16 protein-coding genes are annotated in these 18,711 nt (G+C 68.2%); 9 read left to right on the forward strand and 7 right to left on the reverse strand.

The features are described from left to right. The first annotated feature begins 384 nt into the window (after positions 1-384). The 4 genes from IEY55_RS16670 (at position 385) to IEY55_RS16685 (ending at position 5,509) form a co-directional block, all read left to right on the forward strand. On the forward strand, positions 385-1,572 hold the full coding sequence (locus IEY55_RS16670) for a PucR family transcriptional regulator (protein WP_189058846.1): 1,188 nt from the start codon (positions 385-387) through the stop codon (positions 1,570-1,572). 156 nt (positions 1,573-1,728) lie between these two features. Then, positions 1,729-2,691 (forward strand): ABC transporter substrate-binding protein, encoded by a 963-nt coding sequence (locus IEY55_RS16675; protein WP_189058848.1) that lies wholly within the window; start codon positions 1,729-1,731, stop codon positions 2,689-2,691. A gap of 474 nt (positions 2,692-3,165) precedes the next feature. Continuing rightward, positions 3,166-4,113 carry an RNA-guided endonuclease TnpB family protein gene (locus IEY55_RS16680; protein WP_189058850.1) on the forward strand — a complete coding sequence of 316 codons (948 nt, stop codon included), beginning with the start codon at positions 3,166-3,168 and terminating at the stop codon, positions 4,111-4,113. 259 nt (positions 4,114-4,372) lie between these two features. Continuing rightward, complete coding sequence (locus IEY55_RS16685) at positions 4,373-5,509, forward strand: CapA family protein (RefSeq protein ID WP_189058851.1); 1,137 nt, start codon at positions 4,373-4,375, stop codon at positions 5,507-5,509. A 72-nt stretch (positions 5,510-5,581) separates the two neighbouring features. Here IEY55_RS16685 and IEY55_RS16690 read toward each other — a convergent pair whose 3' ends face one another. The 6 genes from IEY55_RS16690 to IEY55_RS16715 all read right to left on the reverse strand — a co-directional run bounded on the left by IEY55_RS16690 (position 5,582) and on the right by IEY55_RS16715 (position 11,761). Continuing rightward, the gene (locus tag IEY55_RS16690; protein ID WP_189058853.1) at positions 5,582-6,271 is read right to left on the reverse strand and encodes a haloacid dehalogenase type II; all 690 of its coding nucleotides are present in this window, start codon (positions 6,269-6,271) and stop codon (positions 5,582-5,584) included. 748 nt (positions 6,272-7,019) lie between these two features. Then, the gene (locus IEY55_RS16695) at positions 7,020-7,439 is read right to left on the reverse strand and encodes a hypothetical protein (RefSeq protein WP_189058856.1); all 420 of its coding nucleotides are present in this window, start codon (positions 7,437-7,439) and stop codon (positions 7,020-7,022) included. Positions 7,440-8,620: 1,181 nt separating this feature from the next. Continuing rightward, positions 8,621-9,823, reverse strand: a complete 1,203-nt coding sequence (locus IEY55_RS16700; RefSeq protein WP_189058858.1) for an amidohydrolase family protein — start codon at positions 9,821-9,823, stop codon at positions 8,621-8,623. Between the two features lie 52 nt (positions 9,824-9,875). Continuing rightward, the gene (locus IEY55_RS16705; protein ID WP_189058860.1) at positions 9,876-10,190 is read right to left on the reverse strand and encodes a hypothetical protein; all 315 of its coding nucleotides are present in this window, start codon (positions 10,188-10,190) and stop codon (positions 9,876-9,878) included. Beyond that, a complete protein-coding gene (locus IEY55_RS16710; RefSeq protein ID WP_229686459.1) occupies positions 10,177-10,548 on the reverse strand; it encodes a Rieske (2Fe-2S) protein in 372 nt (123 codons plus the stop codon). The genes IEY55_RS16705 and IEY55_RS16710 overlap by 14 nt, the downstream gene beginning before the upstream one ends. Before the next feature lie 181 nt (positions 10,549-10,729). Next, complete coding sequence (locus IEY55_RS16715) at positions 10,730-11,761, reverse strand: zinc-dependent alcohol dehydrogenase (RefSeq protein WP_189058864.1); 1,032 nt, start codon at positions 11,759-11,761, stop codon at positions 10,730-10,732. Between the two features lie 537 nt (positions 11,762-12,298). Here IEY55_RS16715 and IEY55_RS16720 point away from each other — a divergent pair. The 5 genes from IEY55_RS16720 to IEY55_RS16740 all read left to right on the forward strand — a co-directional run bounded on the left by IEY55_RS16720 (position 12,299) and on the right by IEY55_RS16740 (position 15,631). Then, positions 12,299-12,649 (forward strand): winged helix-turn-helix transcriptional regulator, encoded by a 351-nt coding sequence (locus tag IEY55_RS16720; protein WP_229686460.1) that lies wholly within the window; start codon positions 12,299-12,301, stop codon positions 12,647-12,649. Between the two features lie 375 nt (positions 12,650-13,024). After that, positions 13,025-13,522, forward strand: coding sequence for a hypothetical protein (locus IEY55_RS16725; protein ID WP_189058866.1), 498 nt, complete (start codon positions 13,025-13,027; stop codon positions 13,520-13,522). A 114-nt stretch (positions 13,523-13,636) separates the two neighbouring features. Beyond that, positions 13,637-14,719 (forward strand): sulfite exporter TauE/SafE family protein, encoded by a 1,083-nt coding sequence (locus tag IEY55_RS16730; RefSeq protein ID WP_189058868.1) that lies wholly within the window; start codon positions 13,637-13,639, stop codon positions 14,717-14,719. A gap of 16 nt (positions 14,720-14,735) precedes the next feature. After that, a complete protein-coding gene (locus IEY55_RS16735; RefSeq protein ID WP_229686461.1) occupies positions 14,736-14,963 on the forward strand; it encodes a heavy-metal-associated domain-containing protein in 228 nt (75 codons plus the stop codon). A gap of 347 nt (positions 14,964-15,310) precedes the next feature. Further along, entirely contained in the window at positions 15,311-15,631 is a 321-nt protein-coding gene (locus IEY55_RS16740; RefSeq protein WP_229686462.1) for a metal-sensitive transcriptional regulator, read from the forward strand. Between the two features lie 242 nt (positions 15,632-15,873). Here the strand turns inward: IEY55_RS16740 and IEY55_RS16745 are convergent, their stop codons facing one another. Further along, the gene (locus IEY55_RS16745; protein WP_189058870.1) at positions 15,874-18,210 is read right to left on the reverse strand and encodes a heavy metal translocating P-type ATPase; all 2,337 of its coding nucleotides are present in this window, start codon (positions 18,208-18,210) and stop codon (positions 15,874-15,876) included. Positions 18,211-18,711: the final 501 nt, after the last annotated feature.

The following is an 18,711-nucleotide window of genomic DNA, read 5'->3' on the forward strand; positions in this document are numbered from 1 at the left end:
ACGAAAGGAAGCATCCCAACTCGCCGGTAACGCCGCTGGCGACCGGCATCAATGCAGGCGGCCCAGTGGGTTCCGGCCAGGTGAACTCGCTGGTAAGTTCCGCGGCCTAGCCGCGGCCATGTTCCACCGGTCGAAGCAACCAGTTCGCCTGGTGGGGCCACGACGGACGGCGGGTGGGGACCACCGTCACGCCCGACCTTCCCGCGGCGCCGGCACGGGCACGCACGCGCCACCCGCGTCGGGCGAACACGACCCTGGTCAATGGTGACGCGATGCGAAAAGTGGCAGTGGCTGGACGTGGTGCCCACGACCACCGGTACGGCAAACAGGACACCCTTCGAGCTGGTGCATCGTGCTATGACTTCGCAACTGCAGTGTGACGACATGGCCAGGTTCGCGGCGGCGCTGCAGGACCGGCTGCCCGAGCTGTCCGGACGGCTGACCGACCGCATCCTGAGCGAGGTCGAGTTCTACCGGACCGGCGACATCGTGGCCGCCGACGACCTGCACGCGTCGGTCCGGGCCAACCTGGGGCTGGCCATCGACCACCTCGGCGAGACCCGGCCTCCGGACCTGACCCGACCCGCCGAGACCGGCCGGTTGCGGGCCCGGCAGGGCGCGCCGCTGACCGAGGTCGTGCGCGCCTTCCGCATCGGCTTCTCGTTCCTGTGGAGCGAGCTGGCTGGGGAGGCGGCCCGGGTCGGGGGAGCCCCGGAGACGCTCGCCTCGGCCGCCAGCGTCGTCTGGTGGCTGTGCGACCTGCACAGCGAGGCGCTGAGCACCGCCTACCGGGCCGCCGCCACCGAGCGTGTGCTGCAGCAGGAACAGGAACGCTCGGCACTGGTCGAGCTGCTGTTCACCGGGCGCATCACCGATACCGCAACGCTCTGGGAGATCGCCCGCTTGCTGCGGTTGCCCTACGAGGGCACCTTCGTGGCGGTCGCCGCCGAGCCCGCCGGGATTCGGCAGGACGCGTTGCCCCGCCTGGAGTCGATGCTGCGCGCCCACGACATCACCTCCGCGTGGCGGTGGTTTCCCGACGTGCAGCTCGGCTTGCTGTCCCTGCGCGGCCCCGACCTGCGGGCCGCGATCCCGTTGCTGAAACGGTCCACGGCCGACCGTATCGGGCTCAGCCCGATCTTCCGTGCCCTGCGCGAGACCGTGCAGGCGGTGCACTACGCGCGGGTGGCGATGGCCAGCGTCCCCGGGGGGCAGCCGCAGGTCGCAGAGTTCGACGCCACGCCATTGGCCACCCTCACCGCGGCGGCCCCGGACGCGGCGCAACGACTGGCCCAGGTGGTGCTCGGCCCGTTGCTGGAGCTGCCCGACCACGACCGGGCCAGCCTGCTCAACACTCTCCAGGCGTGGATGGACACCGGGGGCTCGGCCACCGAGACCGCGCACCGGCTCTACTGCCACCCCAACACGGTGCGCTATCGGTTGCGGCGCATCGAGAGGGAGACCGGACGTCCCCTGGAACGGCCGACCGCCGTCGCCGAGCTTGCGGCGGCGCTGCACGCGCTACGGCTGTTCCCGGGGCTGGTCGGCGAGCCGGGTGGTCGGCACGCCTGAGCGTGCCGGGGATATTGTCCGCACGGACAACGGTGGCGACGCGATCTTGTCGCCGTATCCATCGCCCGGAGCCCGTCCGAACCAGACGATTTGGTCCTGTCGGCGGTACCACGCCGCGCCCCAGGCTTTCGTGCGAGGTTCGGAGGTGAGACGTCCGTGGTGTCCCGCCGGGCGTTGATGAAGGCGGCGATGGCCCTCGGGGCCGCGGCAACGGTGGGCGGGTGCGGTGAGGGTGAACCCGCGGCCTCCGGCGAGCGGTTGGAGCGGACTAAGCTCAAGGTCGGGGTCGTTCCGGTGATCGCGGTGGTGCCGATGTACCTCGCGGTGAGCGAGGGCCTCTTCGCCACCGAAGGGCTGGAGGTCGAGCTGCTGCCCATGGATGGTGGCGCCGACGCCCTCAAGCCGCTGACCCAGGGAGGTCTCGACCTCGCCTTCGTCAACTACGTCAGCGCGTTCCAGGCATACAGCAAGGGCGCCCCACTGCGGATCGTCGCCGACGCCTACCAGGCGCTGCCGAACCTCGCGCCCGTGGTGGTCCTGCCGAACTCCCAGATCCGGGGACCGGCCGAGCTGGCGGGTAAGCGGATCGCGGTCAACCAACTGAACAACATCGGCACCCTGACCATCCAGTCGCTGCTGCGGATCTACGACGTCGACGACCGCGACGTGCGCTTCGTCGAGGTGCCCTTCCCGCAGATGCCCGGGGCGATGGTGAAGCGCGTGGTGGACGCGGCCTGGCTACCGGAACCGTTCCTGACCGGCGCGCGGATGAAGCTCGGCGTGATCCCGATCCTGGACCCGGGTAGCGGTCCCACCGAGGGCATGCCGATCGTCGGCTACATCAGCGGTGAGGAGTTCGTCAAGGACAACCCTCGCACCCTGGTGGCGTTCCGACGCGCGCTCATGCGGGCCGGGCAGGTGGCCAACGAGAAGCGCGTCAAGGTCGAAGAGGCGATGCAGCAACGCATCAACATCGACGAGGACATCACGCGTCTGATGAAGATCGGCGAGTTTCCCCTGTCAACGAGCGTGACCCGGCTCCAGCGCGTCGCCGACCTCATGCGGGACTTCGGGATGCTCAAGACACGCCTCGACGTTACGCCGATGGTCGCGGCCTGAGAGGGCAGGCCCGGACAGCCAGCCAACGCAGCAATACCGGTACCGTACGGCGAGCGAGGTCGGGCACGTCCACGGCCCCGCTCCTTGCTGCTGAATGACTTCGCGATCGACTCGATCGACCATTCCAGTTGCCGCCAAGAGGGAATTCCCCAGCGCGCCAGTGGGTTTCGTGAACAAGGAATATCGCTCGAACACCTCAGCCGGCGGGTGAGGACCTGCTGCGCGCAGACGCGCGGCTTGTCGCGGCGGTGGACGGCAAGCGCCGTTCCGTGAGGTCCTCGCACGACAAGAAGGCGTCACCGATGCGACACAGACGAACAGGAGTCGGCGGCCTGCTCGCCCGCGTGATGACCGTGCTGATGGCGCTCGTGCTGCCGTGGAGCGCCGCGGTGCCGGCGGCGGCCGATCCGCCGCAGCCGCCCGAGTTTCGGGTTGCGGTGTTCTGGCCGCCACCCATCACCGGGTTCGTGGTGCGTGGCGGCGGCGGGCTCCCGCCCACCGCGCGTCCTGTCGGCGACGGTGCGGTTCGAGCGGGGTCGCTGGTTCGTGTCCTTCCAGGTCGAGGTCCAACGCGCCGACCCTGTCCCGGCACGTCCGGGCGAGTCGGTGGGTGTGGACCTGGGCATTTCCCACCTTGCGGTGCTCTCCACACCGGTGCCCGACGTGACCGACGAGAACGGGTTCGTCGCGAACCCGCGACACCTGGACGCCGCGCAGAAGCGGCTGCGTCGCGCCAGCCGGCGGGTATCCCGCCGCTGTGGCCCGGACACACGCACCGGACGAAAGCCGTCGAACCGGTGGCGCAAGGCCAACCACGACCGCAACCGACTCCTGCACCGGGTGGCGAACCTGCGTCGGGACGGCCTGCACAAGCTCACCACCGCGTTGACGTCCCGGTTCGGCACGGTCGTGGTCGAGGACCTGAACGTATCCGGGATGCTCAAGAACCGGCGCTTGGCGCGACACCTCGCCGACGCGGGTTTCGGCGAGGTCAGGCGTCAGCTCGACTACAAAACCCGGTGGCGTGGTGGCCGACTTCACGTGGCCGACCGCTGGTTTCCTTCCTCGAAAATGTGTTCGGGCTGCGGCGCGGTGAAAGCCAAGCTGCCGCTGCGAGTCCGTGCCTTCCACTGCGAACAGTGCGACCTGGTCCTGGACCGGGACGTCAACGCCGCATGCAACCTCGCCCGCCTCGTGCAGGTGGGCGGGTCGGGTACCGGAGTGGCCGCAGACCCGGACACGCAAGTGTCGAACGGACGACGGAGCCGACGTAAGACCCCGCCATGCGGGGCAGACGGCGTTGACGCGTCCACCCCGCAGCGCGTCAGCGCATCAGACGGGGACCATCCACTGGTAACGGTGGACTGTGGAGCGGGTGTACTTACTCACGCGCACTCAATCCGCAACGGCTCGGTGGAGTAGGCCCGGAACAATCCGGCAGGAACACCATCCGACATCCTCCACAACGTGGCGGAGTAGCGGGCGCCTGCCTTGCTGTTCCGCCACGTCCCATAACGCCCAAGCGCCGACACGAGAGCGTCTGATCGGGCACAGAGCTCACTCTTCCGAGGGAAGACCTCGGCGTGTTCCAGCGACGGTCCGCAGGGATGAGTGGCATTCGAGTTATCCCTGGCTCATGCGTCCGGCCAGACGGGTGCGCCGAGCACGTTGCGGTCTGCCGATGGTGGTGGCCCTGCTGTTCCTCGGCTGCGCTCCCGCCCCCCGGCCCAGCGAGATGGGGGAGCCCGTCCCCGCCCCGGGACTGCGCGGGGCCGCCGAGTCGATCACGATCGTGGCCAGCGGTGACGTCCTGATCCACCAGGGCGGTGTGCTGGTTCGCCAGGCCGCGGCCGCCGGCCGGCAGAAGGGAACCGGCTACGACTTCGATCCCGTCTACGCGCAGATCGCGCCCCTGGTGCGGGACGCCGACCTCGCGATCTGCCACCTGGAAACCCCGCTGGCACCCGCCCATGGCCCCTTCACCGGGTATCCGACCTTCTCGGTGCAGCCACAGATCGTCGACGCCCTCCGTGCCGCCGGGTACGACACCTGCTCCACGGCGTCCAACCACACCCTCGACGCCGGCTTCGCCGGCCTGACCCGGACCCTGGACATCCTCGACGCCAAGCAGCTGCGACACACCGGCAGCTTCCGTACCGAGGCCGACAGCAGAAGGCCGCTGCTGCTCGACATCCGCGGGGTCAAGGTCGCCCAGATCTCCTGGACCTATGGGCTCAACGGCATCCCCAAGCCCGAGGGCAAGGAGTGGGCGGTCAACGTCTTCGACGCCGGGCCGCCGGACCTCAGCGGCCTGCTCACCGATGCCGCCCGGGCCCGTCGCGCCGGGGCCCAGATCGTCATCGCCAGCGTCCACTGCTGCACCGAGTACACCCACGACCCGGGACCGGCCCAGCTGGACATCGCCCGAGGACTCCTCGGATCACCCGATGTCGACCTCGTCCTCGGCCACCACGCGCACGTCGTCCAGCCGTTCGAACGGATCAACGGCAAATGGGTCATCTACGGTCTGGGCAACCAGGTCGCCGAACAGGGCCGCGGCCCCACCGAGGACTCACTCCTGGCCCGCTTCACCCTCACCCGCGGCCCCGATGGCCGCTACACCACCACGAAGGCCGAGGCCATCCCGACCTGGATCCAGCTGTCGGGCGGGCCGGCCACCATCGTCAACACCGCGGTCGGCCGCGATGACACCACAACACCGCAACGTTCCGCACACGCCGCCTCCTACCAGCGCGTCGTCGACGTCCTGAATCGTCGCGGCGCCCTCCGCCAGGGGCTCACCATCACCGGCAGCTGACCTCGACCGAGGTCGGTTGAGCAGCGGCACGCCATAGCTCGCCGCCCCGACATTGGCCGTGACGGCCCGCGGCTACCAGGCCGCGCCAGGGTCACCGAGCGAGAGCAGCCCACGCACCACGTTGACCAGATCCGGCCCGGTGACATCCGGCTGGTCGAACAGCTCGCTCCACCGCCTCTCCAACCTGCTCACCCAGCCGGTGAGCAGGCCGGCGCGGTGGGCACCGTGGACGTCCCAGTTGTGGGCGGCCACCAACGCCAACCGTTCGGGAGCGACCCCACAAGCCGTCGCGGCGTGCCGGTACGGATCCGGTGCCGGCTTCCAGCGGCGCACCGCATCCACCGACACCACCTGCTCGACCAGCTCGTCCAAGCCCGAGCGGCGCAGCAGCGTGCTCGTGGTCTGCGCGGAACCGTTGGTGAGCGTGATGACCCGGACGCCACCATCCCGGGCGACCCGCATCGCCTCCGCGACATCGGCATGCGGCTCCAGACCGGCGAAACCGGTCACCACCTCACGCGCGTCCTCCGCGGACAGCGCATCCCCTGCCAGCGCCCGCAGCGTGTCCACGGCGATTTCGGCGAACGGGCGATAGGCCCCGCTGGCGGACAACGCGAAGCCGTCCCGAAGCAGCCTGGTGAACCACGGCCGGAGCAGCTCGGGTGGCTGTCCCACTTGTTGGAGTCGTTCGCCGAGCGGCTCCAACGGGAACAACGTCTCGATGACGTCGAACGCGATGACTGACGGACGCTCCACAACCATGACCACCTACCTGGACGGGCGAGGGGTAACCCTGCCAGCATCGCCCGGCCAGCGAATTTCGGCACGTCATGATGCCCCAGGTCATATGGTGGTCCCATTCGGTGTCTTCGCAGACCCGCACAGAGCGGTAGCCGAGACCGGAAACTCCCTTCGAGCGCTGGACCAGGCCGGGACAACGGCCTCACCACCGCAGTGCGCGGGCAGACACACGACACCGTCCGTACTGCCGATGCAACGTGGAACCGCGACGGCCCCTACCAGACAGCTCGGGGCTGCTGGCGAGACCGGAGACACGAGGGAGCTGTGGCGTCCACTCGCGACCGTCGCGGGTGCCGTCCCGCAGGCGGTACGGTTGCTCCAGCAGATATCCCTTGGCGTATCGGGTAATTCTGCTCAGCGCCGAGCGGAAGGCGGTGGTGGTTCCGGTCTGTCTCAGGGATACGGTGCCGTTGTAGGGGTGGTCGCGCAGGATACGAATCGATCCGGTGAGTGGCAATCACTGACGTGTCTTGTGCTGGACATCCCGCCTCGTGCACACCCTGTCGTTTTCTGCGTTCCTTTGTGGCGGGTTGAATCGCCGCATGCGACTAAGGGCCGGGCTTGCTGCGACCCCGTCGTCATTCGTCGTACGCAATGCAATATCCTCGAGGGAAGTCGCGTCGGACATCGTCCGGGTCGGGCTTCCCTCGACTGGCGTTGTCGTGCTCGTGCCTTTCCGGTGCGGTTGCCCCGCAATGAGGCGGGTTCGTCACTGGCCGGGGGCGCGGAACATGACTTGGTGGACGGCAGGGGCCGGCTCGGCCTCGTCCGCCCGCCGATTGGTCACGCGGTGCTCAGGTGTCTCCTCAGGCTCTCCAGACTCTGCCGTCGCAGCGGGCGCGGTGGACTCCGCGGCCTGGCCGTCGCTGGCCTCGGTAGGCTCCAGCGCCCGGCGGGCCTGCTTGATCCACATCAGCCACATGGCCTCGTCGCGACTGCCGTTCACCTCCGCGCGGAGGGTGGACAACGCCGAGCGCACGCGCGCGGCCAGCACCGCGTCCTCGCGGACCTCGGCCCAGGTCCGGCGTGCCTCGGTGTCGTGCTGCTTGACGAGGTGACGCACCGCGTCGACCAGCTCCTCCCGGGGCAGGGTCGACCAGCGCTCGATGAGATCGGGCTTTGCGGACACGTTGTGAATCATCCTCCATCTGCTGGGCGGAACCTTCCCCAGCCCGGCAGGCGGTTGTGACAGGTGCCACAGGCTTTTGGGGTAGGTTCCCTGGATATGTTACTCCCCTGGGTAGTCCGATGTCGCAGCCACCATTGCGTCGGACCTGGTGGATGCTGGCCACTTCCCGGTAGCTGCGTATTGGTTCGGCAGTGAGAAGTGTGCCGGGAAATGGTGTCGTCCATGTGACATCGCATCAGTGCTCCCCGGTGCTGGGCCCGCTCGTCCCTCGGGCCTCGTGGACGGAGTCTGGGTGTGGCGGCAGTCCGTTGTCACCGTCTACCCGTCGAACTGCTCATCCAATCCGGTGGGTCCTGCAACACATCTTCGCCCAGGCGGGTCGCCGCGATGAGCGTATTGCGGACCACTTCCTTCGGTGACTGCGTCCGTTTCCCCTCTCAACGGTCTCGTGGAACCACGACTGCGGAGACACACCCAACGCCGCAACGAGAAGGCGGAGTCGGGCAACGGTACGTTCGTACCGCTGTGCCCCGACGACGACCACGGGGCGAAGCGGGGGAACCGTGGCTCGGCCAGGGGCCGAACGACAGCGTTTTGCCAGCCATACGTGCAGGTCACGGGCAGGCCGGACGGCACGCTGTCTGCCGCCGTTCGGGCTGTATCTCCCGTGGTCACGTCCGGTGACGACCGGGTGCCAACCGGTGCCGGCCCGCCGGCCCCCGCCACCGAAAAGACAGCGGCCTTCACGTTTTGGTCTGGCGTTGGATTGCGTCACGTCCCCTGCTCCGACCCGCATCTCACGACGTTCGGGGCCGAGACCTGGACAGGGTTGTTGGGCATGACTTGTCACAGCGATTATTCACCGTTGGCCACCAACCTCGATCCGGTGGGTGCACTGTGAGCGCAGGCCGCCTCGACCCGAAGTGGAACGTTGCCCACTCACGTTCTCCACAGTTCCATGACAACGTCGGCGTCGAGGCGCGGGCAGCTCAGCCTGCATCACCCACAGTGCCGCAGTGTTTCCCCAATCAAACTCCCCCGCCGGCGTGAGATCAACCGGAGTGGAATTGCTGCTCTCGGTAACCGTGGCGCGCCCTTCGGTAATCGCGGCCGCCTGGTACCCGGCTGTGGGCCCCCTGGATCCGTCCACCAGACAGTCCACGTAGCGCCCGAGCGGCCCGTCACAGGTTGAAGACCCGGCGAGCCGTCTCCCCGAGGATGTTCCGCTTGCCCTCGGCGCTGAGGAAGGGAATGCCCATGATGCGGCCCGGCACGTCGAAGTCCCAGTGCGGCCAGTCCGAGGAGTACATGAGGGTGTGCTCGGCGTCCATGGCACGGAACGTCGACTCCAACAGCCCCATGTCGGTGATCTCCAGGGGCTGGGCGGTGTAGTACATCGCCCGCATGTAGTCGCTGGGACGCTTCGTCAACAGGGGAGCGTCTGACTGGCGCATCAGGTATTCGTGGTCCAGCCGCTGCATCATGAACGGGACCCAGGCGATCCCGCTCTCGATCCAGATGGTCCGCAACCCTGGGAAACGTTCGGGAATCCCATTGATGATCCAGTTCGTCAGGTGCGTCATGTTGCAGGTGACGAACGACATCGCGTGCACCGACAGGAAGCGGTTCATGGTGCTGGTCATGAAGTCGCCCCAGGTGGGACCGGCATGGAACCCGATCGGCATCCCGACCCGCTCCAGCTCGCCGTAGACCTTCATGTACTGGTTGCGGTGTACTCCGGTGTGCCGCTGGCTGGTCACCAGGAACCCGATGACATCGGGGTGGTCGGCGTATCGCCGGATCGTTTCCAGGCAGGCGTCCGGATCCTCGAACGGCAACCCGAGCATGGTCTTGATGCGACTGTCCGTGCCGAGGATGTTCTCGGTGAACCAGCGGTTGTAGGCGAGCATGAGCTGGGTGGCGATCCGCGGGTGCGGGTGCAGGCCGATCTCGAGCATCGGCTGCGGGAACACCACCTGCACGTCGATGCTCATCGCGTCCATGGCCCGGCGGACCAGGGTCACGTCCCGGTGCACGTCGGTCTCGGCGACCGGCTCGGCCAGCGCGGCCTGGTGCGGGATGCGCCCGGCCACGTCCTGCAGCGTCAGCCCGGCCATGTGGTTGTGCAGTGCGAGGTGGCTGGCCTGCGGCCAGTTCAGGACGAGCTGGTGCGCGATGTCGCGCACCACCGGATCCTCCAGGTAGTCGACGATTTCGGGCCAGGAGTCCAGTTCGACGTGGTGGGAGTCGACGTCGACGATGAGATAGTCGTCCAGGCCGTAGTACTCGGTGTCCCGACGCGCGTTGGCCAGGATGTCCCGGGTGTCGGTGCGTGTGGTGATCTCCTGGGTGGGATGTGGTGTGACCCCGTCAGTCGGCGGCATGGTGTCCTCGGGTTCGGCTCGGCGCCCTTCGGGCAGGTGCGACGGGATCCGGTTAGTGGTGGACAGGGGTGCTGCGGGAGAACCAGACCGCCATCTCGAACGGGGTCAGGTTCTGTGCCCGCAGCAGGGCACACGCCAGCACCACGCACTCGGTGGTGGAAACCTGCTCGGTGACTGGCGGGATCTCCTGGCCGGTCTGCTCCGTGGCAGCGGCGTACAGCCGGACCGCGCTGCTCACCAACTCTCGGAGGTTCTCCGGGGCCACCTGGTTGGCCGTGCCCTTGGCGAGCACGTCCTCGGTGAAGTCCCGCAGCTGCCGGGCGAGCGTGCCGGCGTCGACGCCGGTCCTGGTCTCAGCAGGTGACATAGATCGTTCCCTCTCGCTCCTCGACCGGAAACGCGCGGAGCCGGAAGCTCGGGTCACCGGCGTGTATTCCGGTGGTGATGCTGTACTCGAAGCCGTGCCAGGGGCACACGATGTGCATGTCGGTCTCGTCGAAGGTCAGACCGATGGCTTGCTTGGCGTCGTCGAGCCGCTCTCGTACCCGGGGGACGATGCGCCCCTGGCAGACCGGGCCGCCCTGGTGTGCGCAGATGTTCTCGTAGGCGTACAGCACGCCGTCGAGGCGGAAGATGCCGATCGTCGTCCCTTCGATGTCGACGATGTACCGGCCCCGCTCCGGAACCAGGTCGCTCGAGCCGATCTCGTGCTGAACGGCAGACACTTCGGATCCCGGTTTCATGTGGACCATCCGATTCGTCAGCAGCACACACGTACCTGGCTGTGCTCACGAGGGCGAGGTCAGATGACTCGAAGCTAGGCATCCACACCCGGGCCGGCAAGCGGACACGCGTCACCAACACGAGTGGTCGGGGAAAGGTTGGAAACTTTGCCGGGCCGACATGTCATGCCTGGTCGCGGGTGGCGACGAGCTTGCGGCCGGGTTCGAGCATCGCTTCCGGCAGGTCCTGCCATGCGACGTCGTGGGAGTAGACGACCGAGGGCTGGACCAGGCCGCGCCTGATCGCAGTCAGGACATCGGGCACGTATGGCGCGTTGTTGGCGCGTGCGATACGAAGGGTGATTCCGTAGTAGAACATCTGGTAGGTCGGTACGGACACGTCGCCGAAGAGCCCGCCAAGACTCTCGACGACACCTTCCGGTGCCGCGAGGTCGATCCCGCGACGCAGCCACTCGGCGTTGCCTCCGGACACCTCGATCACGAGCTCGAAGCGTCCTCCGGCGGGATCTGGTGGAGAGTCGAGCACCGTGGTCGCACCCAGCGTTTCGGCCAGCGCTCGGTTGTCCGCGTTGCGGTCGACATACACCACCTGCTCGGCACCATAGGCGGCAGCGAAAGCAACCTGGTACAGCCCGCTTGCACCCCAGGACAACACCAGCACCTTCCGGCGGCCAGCATCACGAACCTGCCGTACCGCGACATCATGCGTGGTGCCCAGAACGTCGTACGCCGCTATGCATTCGTACGGATCGACCTCTGGCGGGATACGGGTCAACATCGCGTCCGCGTAGGGAACCCGGACCACGTCGTCGAACAGTCCACCCCAATCGCTGTTTATCGCCAGCCCGTAGAAGGCCCCGTAGAGAACCGACGTGCAGTGGGCGGTCCACCCTCGCCGGCATCGTTCACACCGTCCACATGAGATCGCCGGAGCGACCACCACCACATCGCCCGGGCGCACGCTGGTAACGGACTCACCCACGGACACCACCTTCGCGACAGCCTCGTGTCCGAAGGCGAAGTCGCCCGGTAGCGGGCTCCGCCCGTCCAACACGGGCACGTCGAAGGGGCAACGCCCCGCCACGATCGGTGTCACCAAGGCATCCTCGGCGCCCTGCATCACCGGAACAGGCTTCTCCCGCCACTCCAGCTGCCCTGGCCCGACGAACCACAGGGACCGCATCAGCTCCGCCACAGCGCACCTCCGCGTTTCAGGCAGTCGTCGTCAAGTGTGCTCACGGGACGAGGCGCCCCGGGGCACGGAGCACCGATACGTGGGGGTCCGGCAGCCCCATCCGTTGTGCCGCAGTTGTTCGAGGTCCTCGCATCGGGAACAACACACCCGATCGAGGACCCGGTCACGAGGTGAAGGCGCTACCCAGGGCGGGGCCGAGGTTCCGTTCGAACTCGCTGCGCATCGTGGTCAGGTCGGATGTCATCGCTTTGCCGCTCCGCTGCCATATCTGTCCCCGGGGGCGCGTCCTTGCCGCGTCCGTGCAGGCCGCCGGATCAGCCTTTGCCGATCCCGGGCTGGAGGCCAACGGCCCACCGGGTTGGATAGCTCACCCCTGGGCGCCGCTGGAAGCTATCCAATTGATAGCTACTCTCAAGTAGGCTAACGAAGGTTGGGGAAGTCAAGCACTGTGACCGGTATCATTCGAAGGGATAGCTGCTACCGGTTGGATAGCTATCGCGCTGTGGTGATGGCCGGTCCCAGGACGGGAGGTGTGCGGTGGCCGAGGAGGTCAGGCCGTACTGCCCCTATTACGCACGGGCGATGGAGATGATCGGCCGCCGTTGGGCGGGTGCCGTGCTGCGCGCGCTGTGGACCGGAGCGACCCGGTTCAACGAGATCGCCGACGCGATCCCGGGCATGACCGACCGGCTGCTGTCCCAGCGGCTGAAGGACCTGGAGGCGGATGGGCTCGTCGAGCGACACGTCCACCACACCAGGCCGGTGCGCATCGAGTACCGGCTCACCGCGAAGGGGCGGTCGCTCGGCGACGTGTTGTTCACACTCAACCAGTGGGCGCTGGAGTGGATCACCCTCGAGGACGAGGCCACACGGCCCCGTTCCTCGTAGCCCTGGATCTGTCTCGCCCCGACGCCCCTGCTGCCGGAAACCGGACGGGGCCAGTCTGGATAGGTGAGCTGGTCGCGTGCCCGCATGGCGCGCTCGCGTCCAATCGTACGCAGACGCACCGCGGGGAGAGGCACTCGCCGCCTCGCCGGAGCTGTGCTGACAGCTGCGTAGCCGCTCGTGCATCCAGGAAAACCTCAATGCCGGGCCTGGGTGGGCGACAATCGGTCCGTGCTCGGCGTTGATCGCCCGGGCCGCGACGACGAAGATCGATGTCGACGAGGCTTCCGTGCTGGCGTCACCCGTTCCGGGCGACCTTAGGCGCTGCCGGAGTTCCGTTCACACCGTCCACACACGAGTGTCGTAATCTGTGGCGCCGTGGCGGGAGCGAGCCGCTGTGTCCGGACCGCGCGAGGACTCCTCGCGCGGTTTGTTGTGGTCTTCGCCGCCATCGCAGGTTTCGCGCTACTGCACGCTCCGTCCTGCGCCGACGGGATGAGCGTCGCGACGCCCCACCCGGCCAAGCCCACGACGACCAGCCAGTCCGAGCATGCCGGGACGGCCCCGATGGTGGTGGCCGTGCCCGTCGTGCCCTGTCCCGGACAGGCCGTCCAGGCTCACACCGCCGGGTGCATGACGGGACAGCTGACGGAAGCCGCCCTCGGCGCGGGTGGGCGTGCCTCCGATCGCGGGGACCTTGGCGGGGTCCTCACCGCATGCCTGGTGTTCGTAATGTTCGTGCTCGTCGCCGTGGTAGGGCTGCGTTCGGCACTGGCTCGGGGCATCACCGTGCTGACTGCCGCCCGTGTCGCTGCCTCGCGGATGGCGTTCCGCCGTCCGGTGAGCCTCGCTGAACTCTGCGTGATGCGGACGTAGGAGACGTCTGCCCGGAGCACGACCAGTTCTCGCCGTGCTCCCGGTTCGCACTCATCAGCTCGCCCGGTGCGCGCTGTCGACGCTCCTCTTTCCATTGTGTGGGAAGGCTTGTCCGTGGATCTGCTTGCTGTTCTGGTCACCGGTCTGTTCGCTGGAGGCGTCTCGTGCGCTGCGGTCCAGGGTGGCCTCCTTGCCGGCTTGATCTCGCGGCAACGTGCCGCCACCACCACGGTTTCGCAGAAGCCACCCTCTCGTGTGGCACGCGCCGGGACCATCACGTCACACGCACCTCGGCGTGGGACGTTGGCGCACCTGGGCGATGACCTTGCCCCCGTGACCGGGTTCCTGGTCGGCAAGCTCGTCTCGCACGCACTGCTCGGTGCGTTGCTGGGCACGGTGGGCAGTGTGGTGCAGCTGTCCGCCGGGGTCCGCACGTGGCTCCAGCTCCTGGCCGGCGGACTGATCATGGTGTTCGGGCTCGCCCAGCTCGGGGTGCCCGGGTTTCGCAACATCACCGTCGAGCCGCCTCTGTCGTGGATGCGGTTCGTGCGCAACCGTTCCCGGTCGCGGGCCACCTTCGCGCCGACGGTCCTCGGCGTGGCCACGGTCCTGCTGCCGTGCGGGGTGACGCTGTCGGTGGAAGCGTTGGCGCTTGCCTCCGGCTCAGCCCTGGTGGGGGTGGCCATCATGGCGATGTTCGTCCTGGGGACCAGCCCGTTGTTCGTCGTGCTCGGCTATGCCGCGCGCAAGGCCGCGGCCGCCTGGCGGGGTCGGCTCTCGGTTCTCACCGGCATCGTCGTCCTGGCGACCGGGCTGTACACCTTCAACGGTGGCCTGGAGCTGGCCGGGTCACCGTTGGCCGCCAGCCACATTGCGCACACCGTGGCGGGGGAGTCCCCGGGGGATGAGTCCGTGGTCTCGGTCGTGGAGGGAAAGCAGACCGTGCGGATCACGGCCCGCACCGGCTACTACTCCCCGGAGAACGTTCAGGTCAGTGGGGGCCTGCCGACCACCCTGGTGGTGCACTCCGAGGATGCTCGGGGCTGCGTGCGAGCGTTCCTGGTCCCGGAGTACAACGTCGAGAAAATCCTGCCCGTGGAGGGGGAGACCCGCATCGATCTCGGTGTGCTCCAGTCCGGCACGATCGCCTACTCGTGCGGGATGGGCATGTACACCGGCACCATCACTGTCGCCTGACCAGCAGGAGCGATTCTTGTCCGGCATCACGACTCACACCTTCGATGTCGAGGGCATGCACTGCGGAAGCTGTGGGCTGCTGATCGATGACACACTGGAAGACCTGCCCGGTGTGCACAGCACCCAGACCTCGGTCAAGCAGGGGCACAGCGTCGTCGAGATCGACACGACCGCATGCACCCCCGACGAGGTCATCGCTGCGATCGCCGAGGCCGGATACACCGCCCGCCTCCAGGAGCCCTGACGTCAGGGTTGGGGCGGACCAGTCGACCCGCCCCATCACCGCGATGTTTGCGGGCTTGCTCCATCGCGCCTGCCCCGATGAACGGTTCTGTCGTCGCAGCGGAGTGGACACAGCGTCGAGCCATTACCTTCGACGGTTCCCCCATTACCCTGGCGTACCCGGTGGAGCTTGTCGGACGGCGGCGGGCGCGGGCCGGTCATGTTGACTCTCCAGGGGTGGGCGCCCCTTCCGCCCATTGGCCCAAAATACCTCTACCCCGTAGCCGTAGCTGTCATCGTGGCAGGCAAAAGAGAAAAATGTGAGTCCTACCCCGAAGTAGACTTGGGTCAACGGCGCGAAGGGGAGGCATGGGACGCGAGGTGCGGCCGGCGACGCCGGGTAACCAGGCGCAGGGCCGGGAGATGATGGATCAGGACACGTTGGCCGACTGCCTGGGTCGATTGGCCAAGGTCGCCGGACAGGTCCAGGGCGTGGCCCGGATGTTGGAGCAGGGACGGTACTGCGTGGACGTGCTCAACCAGATCAGCGCGATCCACAAGGCGTTGGACGCGGTGGGGGAGCGGGTCACCCGCAACTACCTGGAGCGGTGCGTGCGCGAGGCGATCGAGGCCGGGGATCCGTTGATCTACGACGAGGTCATGCGGGTGATCTATCGGCGCTCTCGCTGACCGGCCCTCCGGGTGTCCCGGCTCCGCCGTCGCGAGGGTGCCCCAGCTCGGGCCCTGGCACGCGAGCTGGGGCACCCCGACCGGGAGCGCGGCCAGCGTCGCTGTTGAGCATGCGCAGCTCCTCGCCTCCACCCTTGTCGAAACCGCACCGGCGACGGCTCCTTGGGCAGACACCGGCACCACGAAGGCCCGGGGTGGGAACAGCACTTCTGGTCCCCACCCCGGACCCGGCCCCCGAGGGCTCAACCGACCGCCGCGGGCTGCTTCTCGGGCGTCGATGCGGTGACGTCCTGCGGTGCCGTTGCTGTTGCGGTGATGCTGCGGAAGCGCCGTAGCCGCAGGCTGTTGGTCACGACGAACACGCTGGAGAAGGCCATCGCCCCGCCCGCGATCAGCGGGTTGAGCAGGCCGCTGGCGGCCAGGGGCAGCGCGGAGACGTTGTAGGCGAACGCCCAGAACAGGTTGCCCTTGATCGTGCTCAGCGTGCGGCGGGCCAGTCGGATGGCGTCCACGGCGGCGTTGAGGTCGCCACGCACCAGGGTGAGGTCGCTGGCCTCGATGGCCACGTCGGTGCCGGTGCCCATGGACAGGCCGAGGTCGGCCTGGGCCAGCGCGGGGGCGTCGTTGATGCCGTCGCCCACCATGGCCACGACCCGGCCCTCGGCCTGCAGGCGCCCGACGACGTCGACCTTGTCGGTGGGGAGGACCTCGGCGATGACCTCGTCGATGCCGACCTCGGCGGCCACGGCCCGGGCCACGGTCTCGTTGTCACCGGTGAGCAGCACCGGACGTAGCCCGAGCTGGCGAAGACCGCGGACGGCCTCGGCGGAGGTGGGCTTGAGGGTGTCCGCGACGGCCAGCACCGCACGTGCCTCGCCATCCCAGGCCACGACCACGGCCGTCTGGCCCTTGCTCTCGGCCTCCTGCTTGGCGCGCTGCAGCTCCTCGGACAACCGGACGCTCCACTCGGCGAGCAGCTGGGTGCGGCCGACCACGGCGCCGTGGCCGGACACGACCCCGGTGACCCCGAGACCGTCGACGTTCTGGAAGCCCTCGACACCGGGCAACGCACCGAGCTTGTCAGCGGCGGCACCTGCGATGGCCCTGGCGATGGGGTGTTCGGAGGCGTTCTCCAGCGCTCCGGCCAGCTGCAGGGCCTCGTCCGGGTCGACACCATCGGCGGCGTGCACGGCGACCAGGGCCATCTTGCCGGTGGTGACCGTGCCGGTCTTGTCCAACACCACGGTGTCGATGCGGCGGGTGGACTCCAGTACCTCGGGGCCCTTGATCAGGATCCCCAGCTGCGCGCCGCGGCCGGTGCCGACCAGCATCGCGATGGGTGCGGCCAGGCCCAGCGCACAGGGGCAGGCAATGATCAGCACGGCCACGGCGGCGGTGAACGCCGCCCCCGCGCCGGCACCGGCACCGAGCCAGAACCCCAGCGCCATCACCGCGAGCGCGATCACGATCGGCACGAACACCGCCGAGATACGGTCCGCGAGGCGCTGGATCGCGGCCTTACCGGTCTGGGCTTCCTCGACCAGCTTGGCCATCTGCGCCAGCTGGGTGTCCGATCCCACCCGCGTTGCGCGCACCACCAGCCGGCCGCCGGCATTCACCGTCGCCCCCACGACGGCATCACCGTGGGCGACCTCGACGGGCACGGACTCGCCGGTCAGCATGGAGGCATCCACCGCCGAGGACCCTTCCTCGACAACCCCGTCGGTGGCGATCTTCTCCCCGGGGCGCACGACGAACAGGTCACCCACCGCGAGCTGCTCGACCGGAATGCGGTCTTCTCGTCCGTTGCGCAGGACCGTCACGTCCCTGGCGCCCAGCTCCAACAACGCGCGTAGCGCGGCGCCAGCACGGCGTCGGGACCGGGCCTCGAAGTAGCGGCCCAACAGGATTGCCGTCGTGACACCGGCGGCCACCTCCAGGTAGAGGTTGTCGACCCCGGAGATGCGCTCGATCGTCAGCTCGAAGCCATGCCGCATCCCCGGCATGCCAGCCGTACCGAAGAACAGCGCGTACAGCGACCACAGAAACGCCGCGGAGACTCCGATGGAGATGAGGGTGTCCATTGTGGCCGCACCGTGACGGGCGTTCGTCCACGCCGCCTTGTGGAAGGGCCACGCACCCCAGACCACCACCGGCGCGGCCAGGGTCAACGACAACCACTGCCAGTAGTCGAACTGCAGCGGTGGGATCATCGCCAGTGCAATGACCGGGATCGACAACGCCGCGGAGATGAGGACGCGGTCCCGTAGCTCACGAGTGGGGGTGTCCTCGGGGTCCTCGCCGCTGGCGGCGTCGGTTGCGGATTCGGTCGCGGGCCTCGGCAGCGAGGCGGTGTAGCCGGTGTCGGCCACCACCTTCACCAGGTCCTCGATGGACAGTGTGTCCGGGAAGGAGACCTGGGCCTTCTCCGTGGCGAAGTTGACCGTTGCCCGCACCCCGTCGAGCCTGTTCAGCTTGCGCTCGACGTGGGCGGCGCACGAGGCGCAGGTCATGCCCCCAATCGACAGCTCGACCTCCTGCACCGTGGTGCTCGATGTGTCGTGGGCGGTGGACGTCATCGACGCCAACCTCCTGTCTGGCTGAGAAGTACTGATCTCGATGAACTCATCGGCGCGGACCGTGGCCCCGGTGCTTGCCTTGGTGCGGACCGTGACCTGGATGTTCGCCGCAGGGTCGGTGGGGTCGGTCAGCACGCTGCCCCGGGTTCCGCCGCAGTAGCTCCGTGGTTGGCGTCTCCCCGGTGCCCGCGGTGAATGCGGCGACACCAGGGCGGTTGTTCCCGGCTGTTGTTCCCGGTGCCGGAACCGCATCCTCCTGGTCCTGCTGATCGGCGGGCCGTATCCAGTCCGGACTCGCGGTCGATTCCGGTGAATGCGTCTCGGTGCTTGCCCGGAGCGCGACAGGACTACCCCCATCAGCCGGGGAAACCGGTAACCCAGGTGCTGTTTCTGCCTCCGGGCCGGGGGACTGGCCGGGTGCGGCGGGGTCTGATGGGCGGGTTGTCCTGTTACCGGGGTTCCATGGTTCGGGCGAACCCGCACGGTGTTGGGTGCCGTTGC

It is taken from the genome of Longimycelium tulufanense, assembly GCF_014645795.1.
GTDB lineage: Bacteria > Actinomycetota > Actinomycetes > Mycobacteriales > Pseudonocardiaceae > Longimycelium > Longimycelium tulufanense.

Excerpts from the sequence above, each read along its gene's own strand:
- IEY55_RS16670 (WP_189058846.1), top strand. The coding sequence starts at position 385 with ATGGCCAGGTTCGCGGCGGCGCTGCAGGACCGGCTGCCCGAGCTGTCC.
- IEY55_RS16685 (WP_189058851.1), top strand. The coding sequence starts at position 4,373 with ATGGTGGTGGCCCTGCTGTTCCTCGGCTGCGCTCCCGCCCCCCGGCCC.
- IEY55_RS16690 (WP_189058853.1), bottom strand. The coding sequence starts at position 6,271 with ATGGTTGTGGAGCGTCCGTCAGTCATCGCGTTCGACGTCATCGAGACG.
- IEY55_RS16700 (WP_189058858.1), bottom strand. The coding sequence starts at position 9,823 with ATGCCGCCGACTGACGGGGTCACACCACATCCCACCCAGGAGATCACC.
- IEY55_RS16705 (WP_189058860.1), bottom strand. The coding sequence starts at position 10,190 with ATGTCACCTGCTGAGACCAGGACCGGCGTCGACGCCGGCACGCTCGCC.
- IEY55_RS16740 (WP_229686462.1), top strand. The coding sequence starts at position 15,311 with ATGGGACGCGAGGTGCGGCCGGCGACGCCGGGTAACCAGGCGCAGGGC.
- IEY55_RS16745 (WP_189058870.1), bottom strand. The coding sequence starts at position 18,210 with ATGACGTCCACCGCCCACGACACATCGAGCACCACGGTGCAGGAGGTC.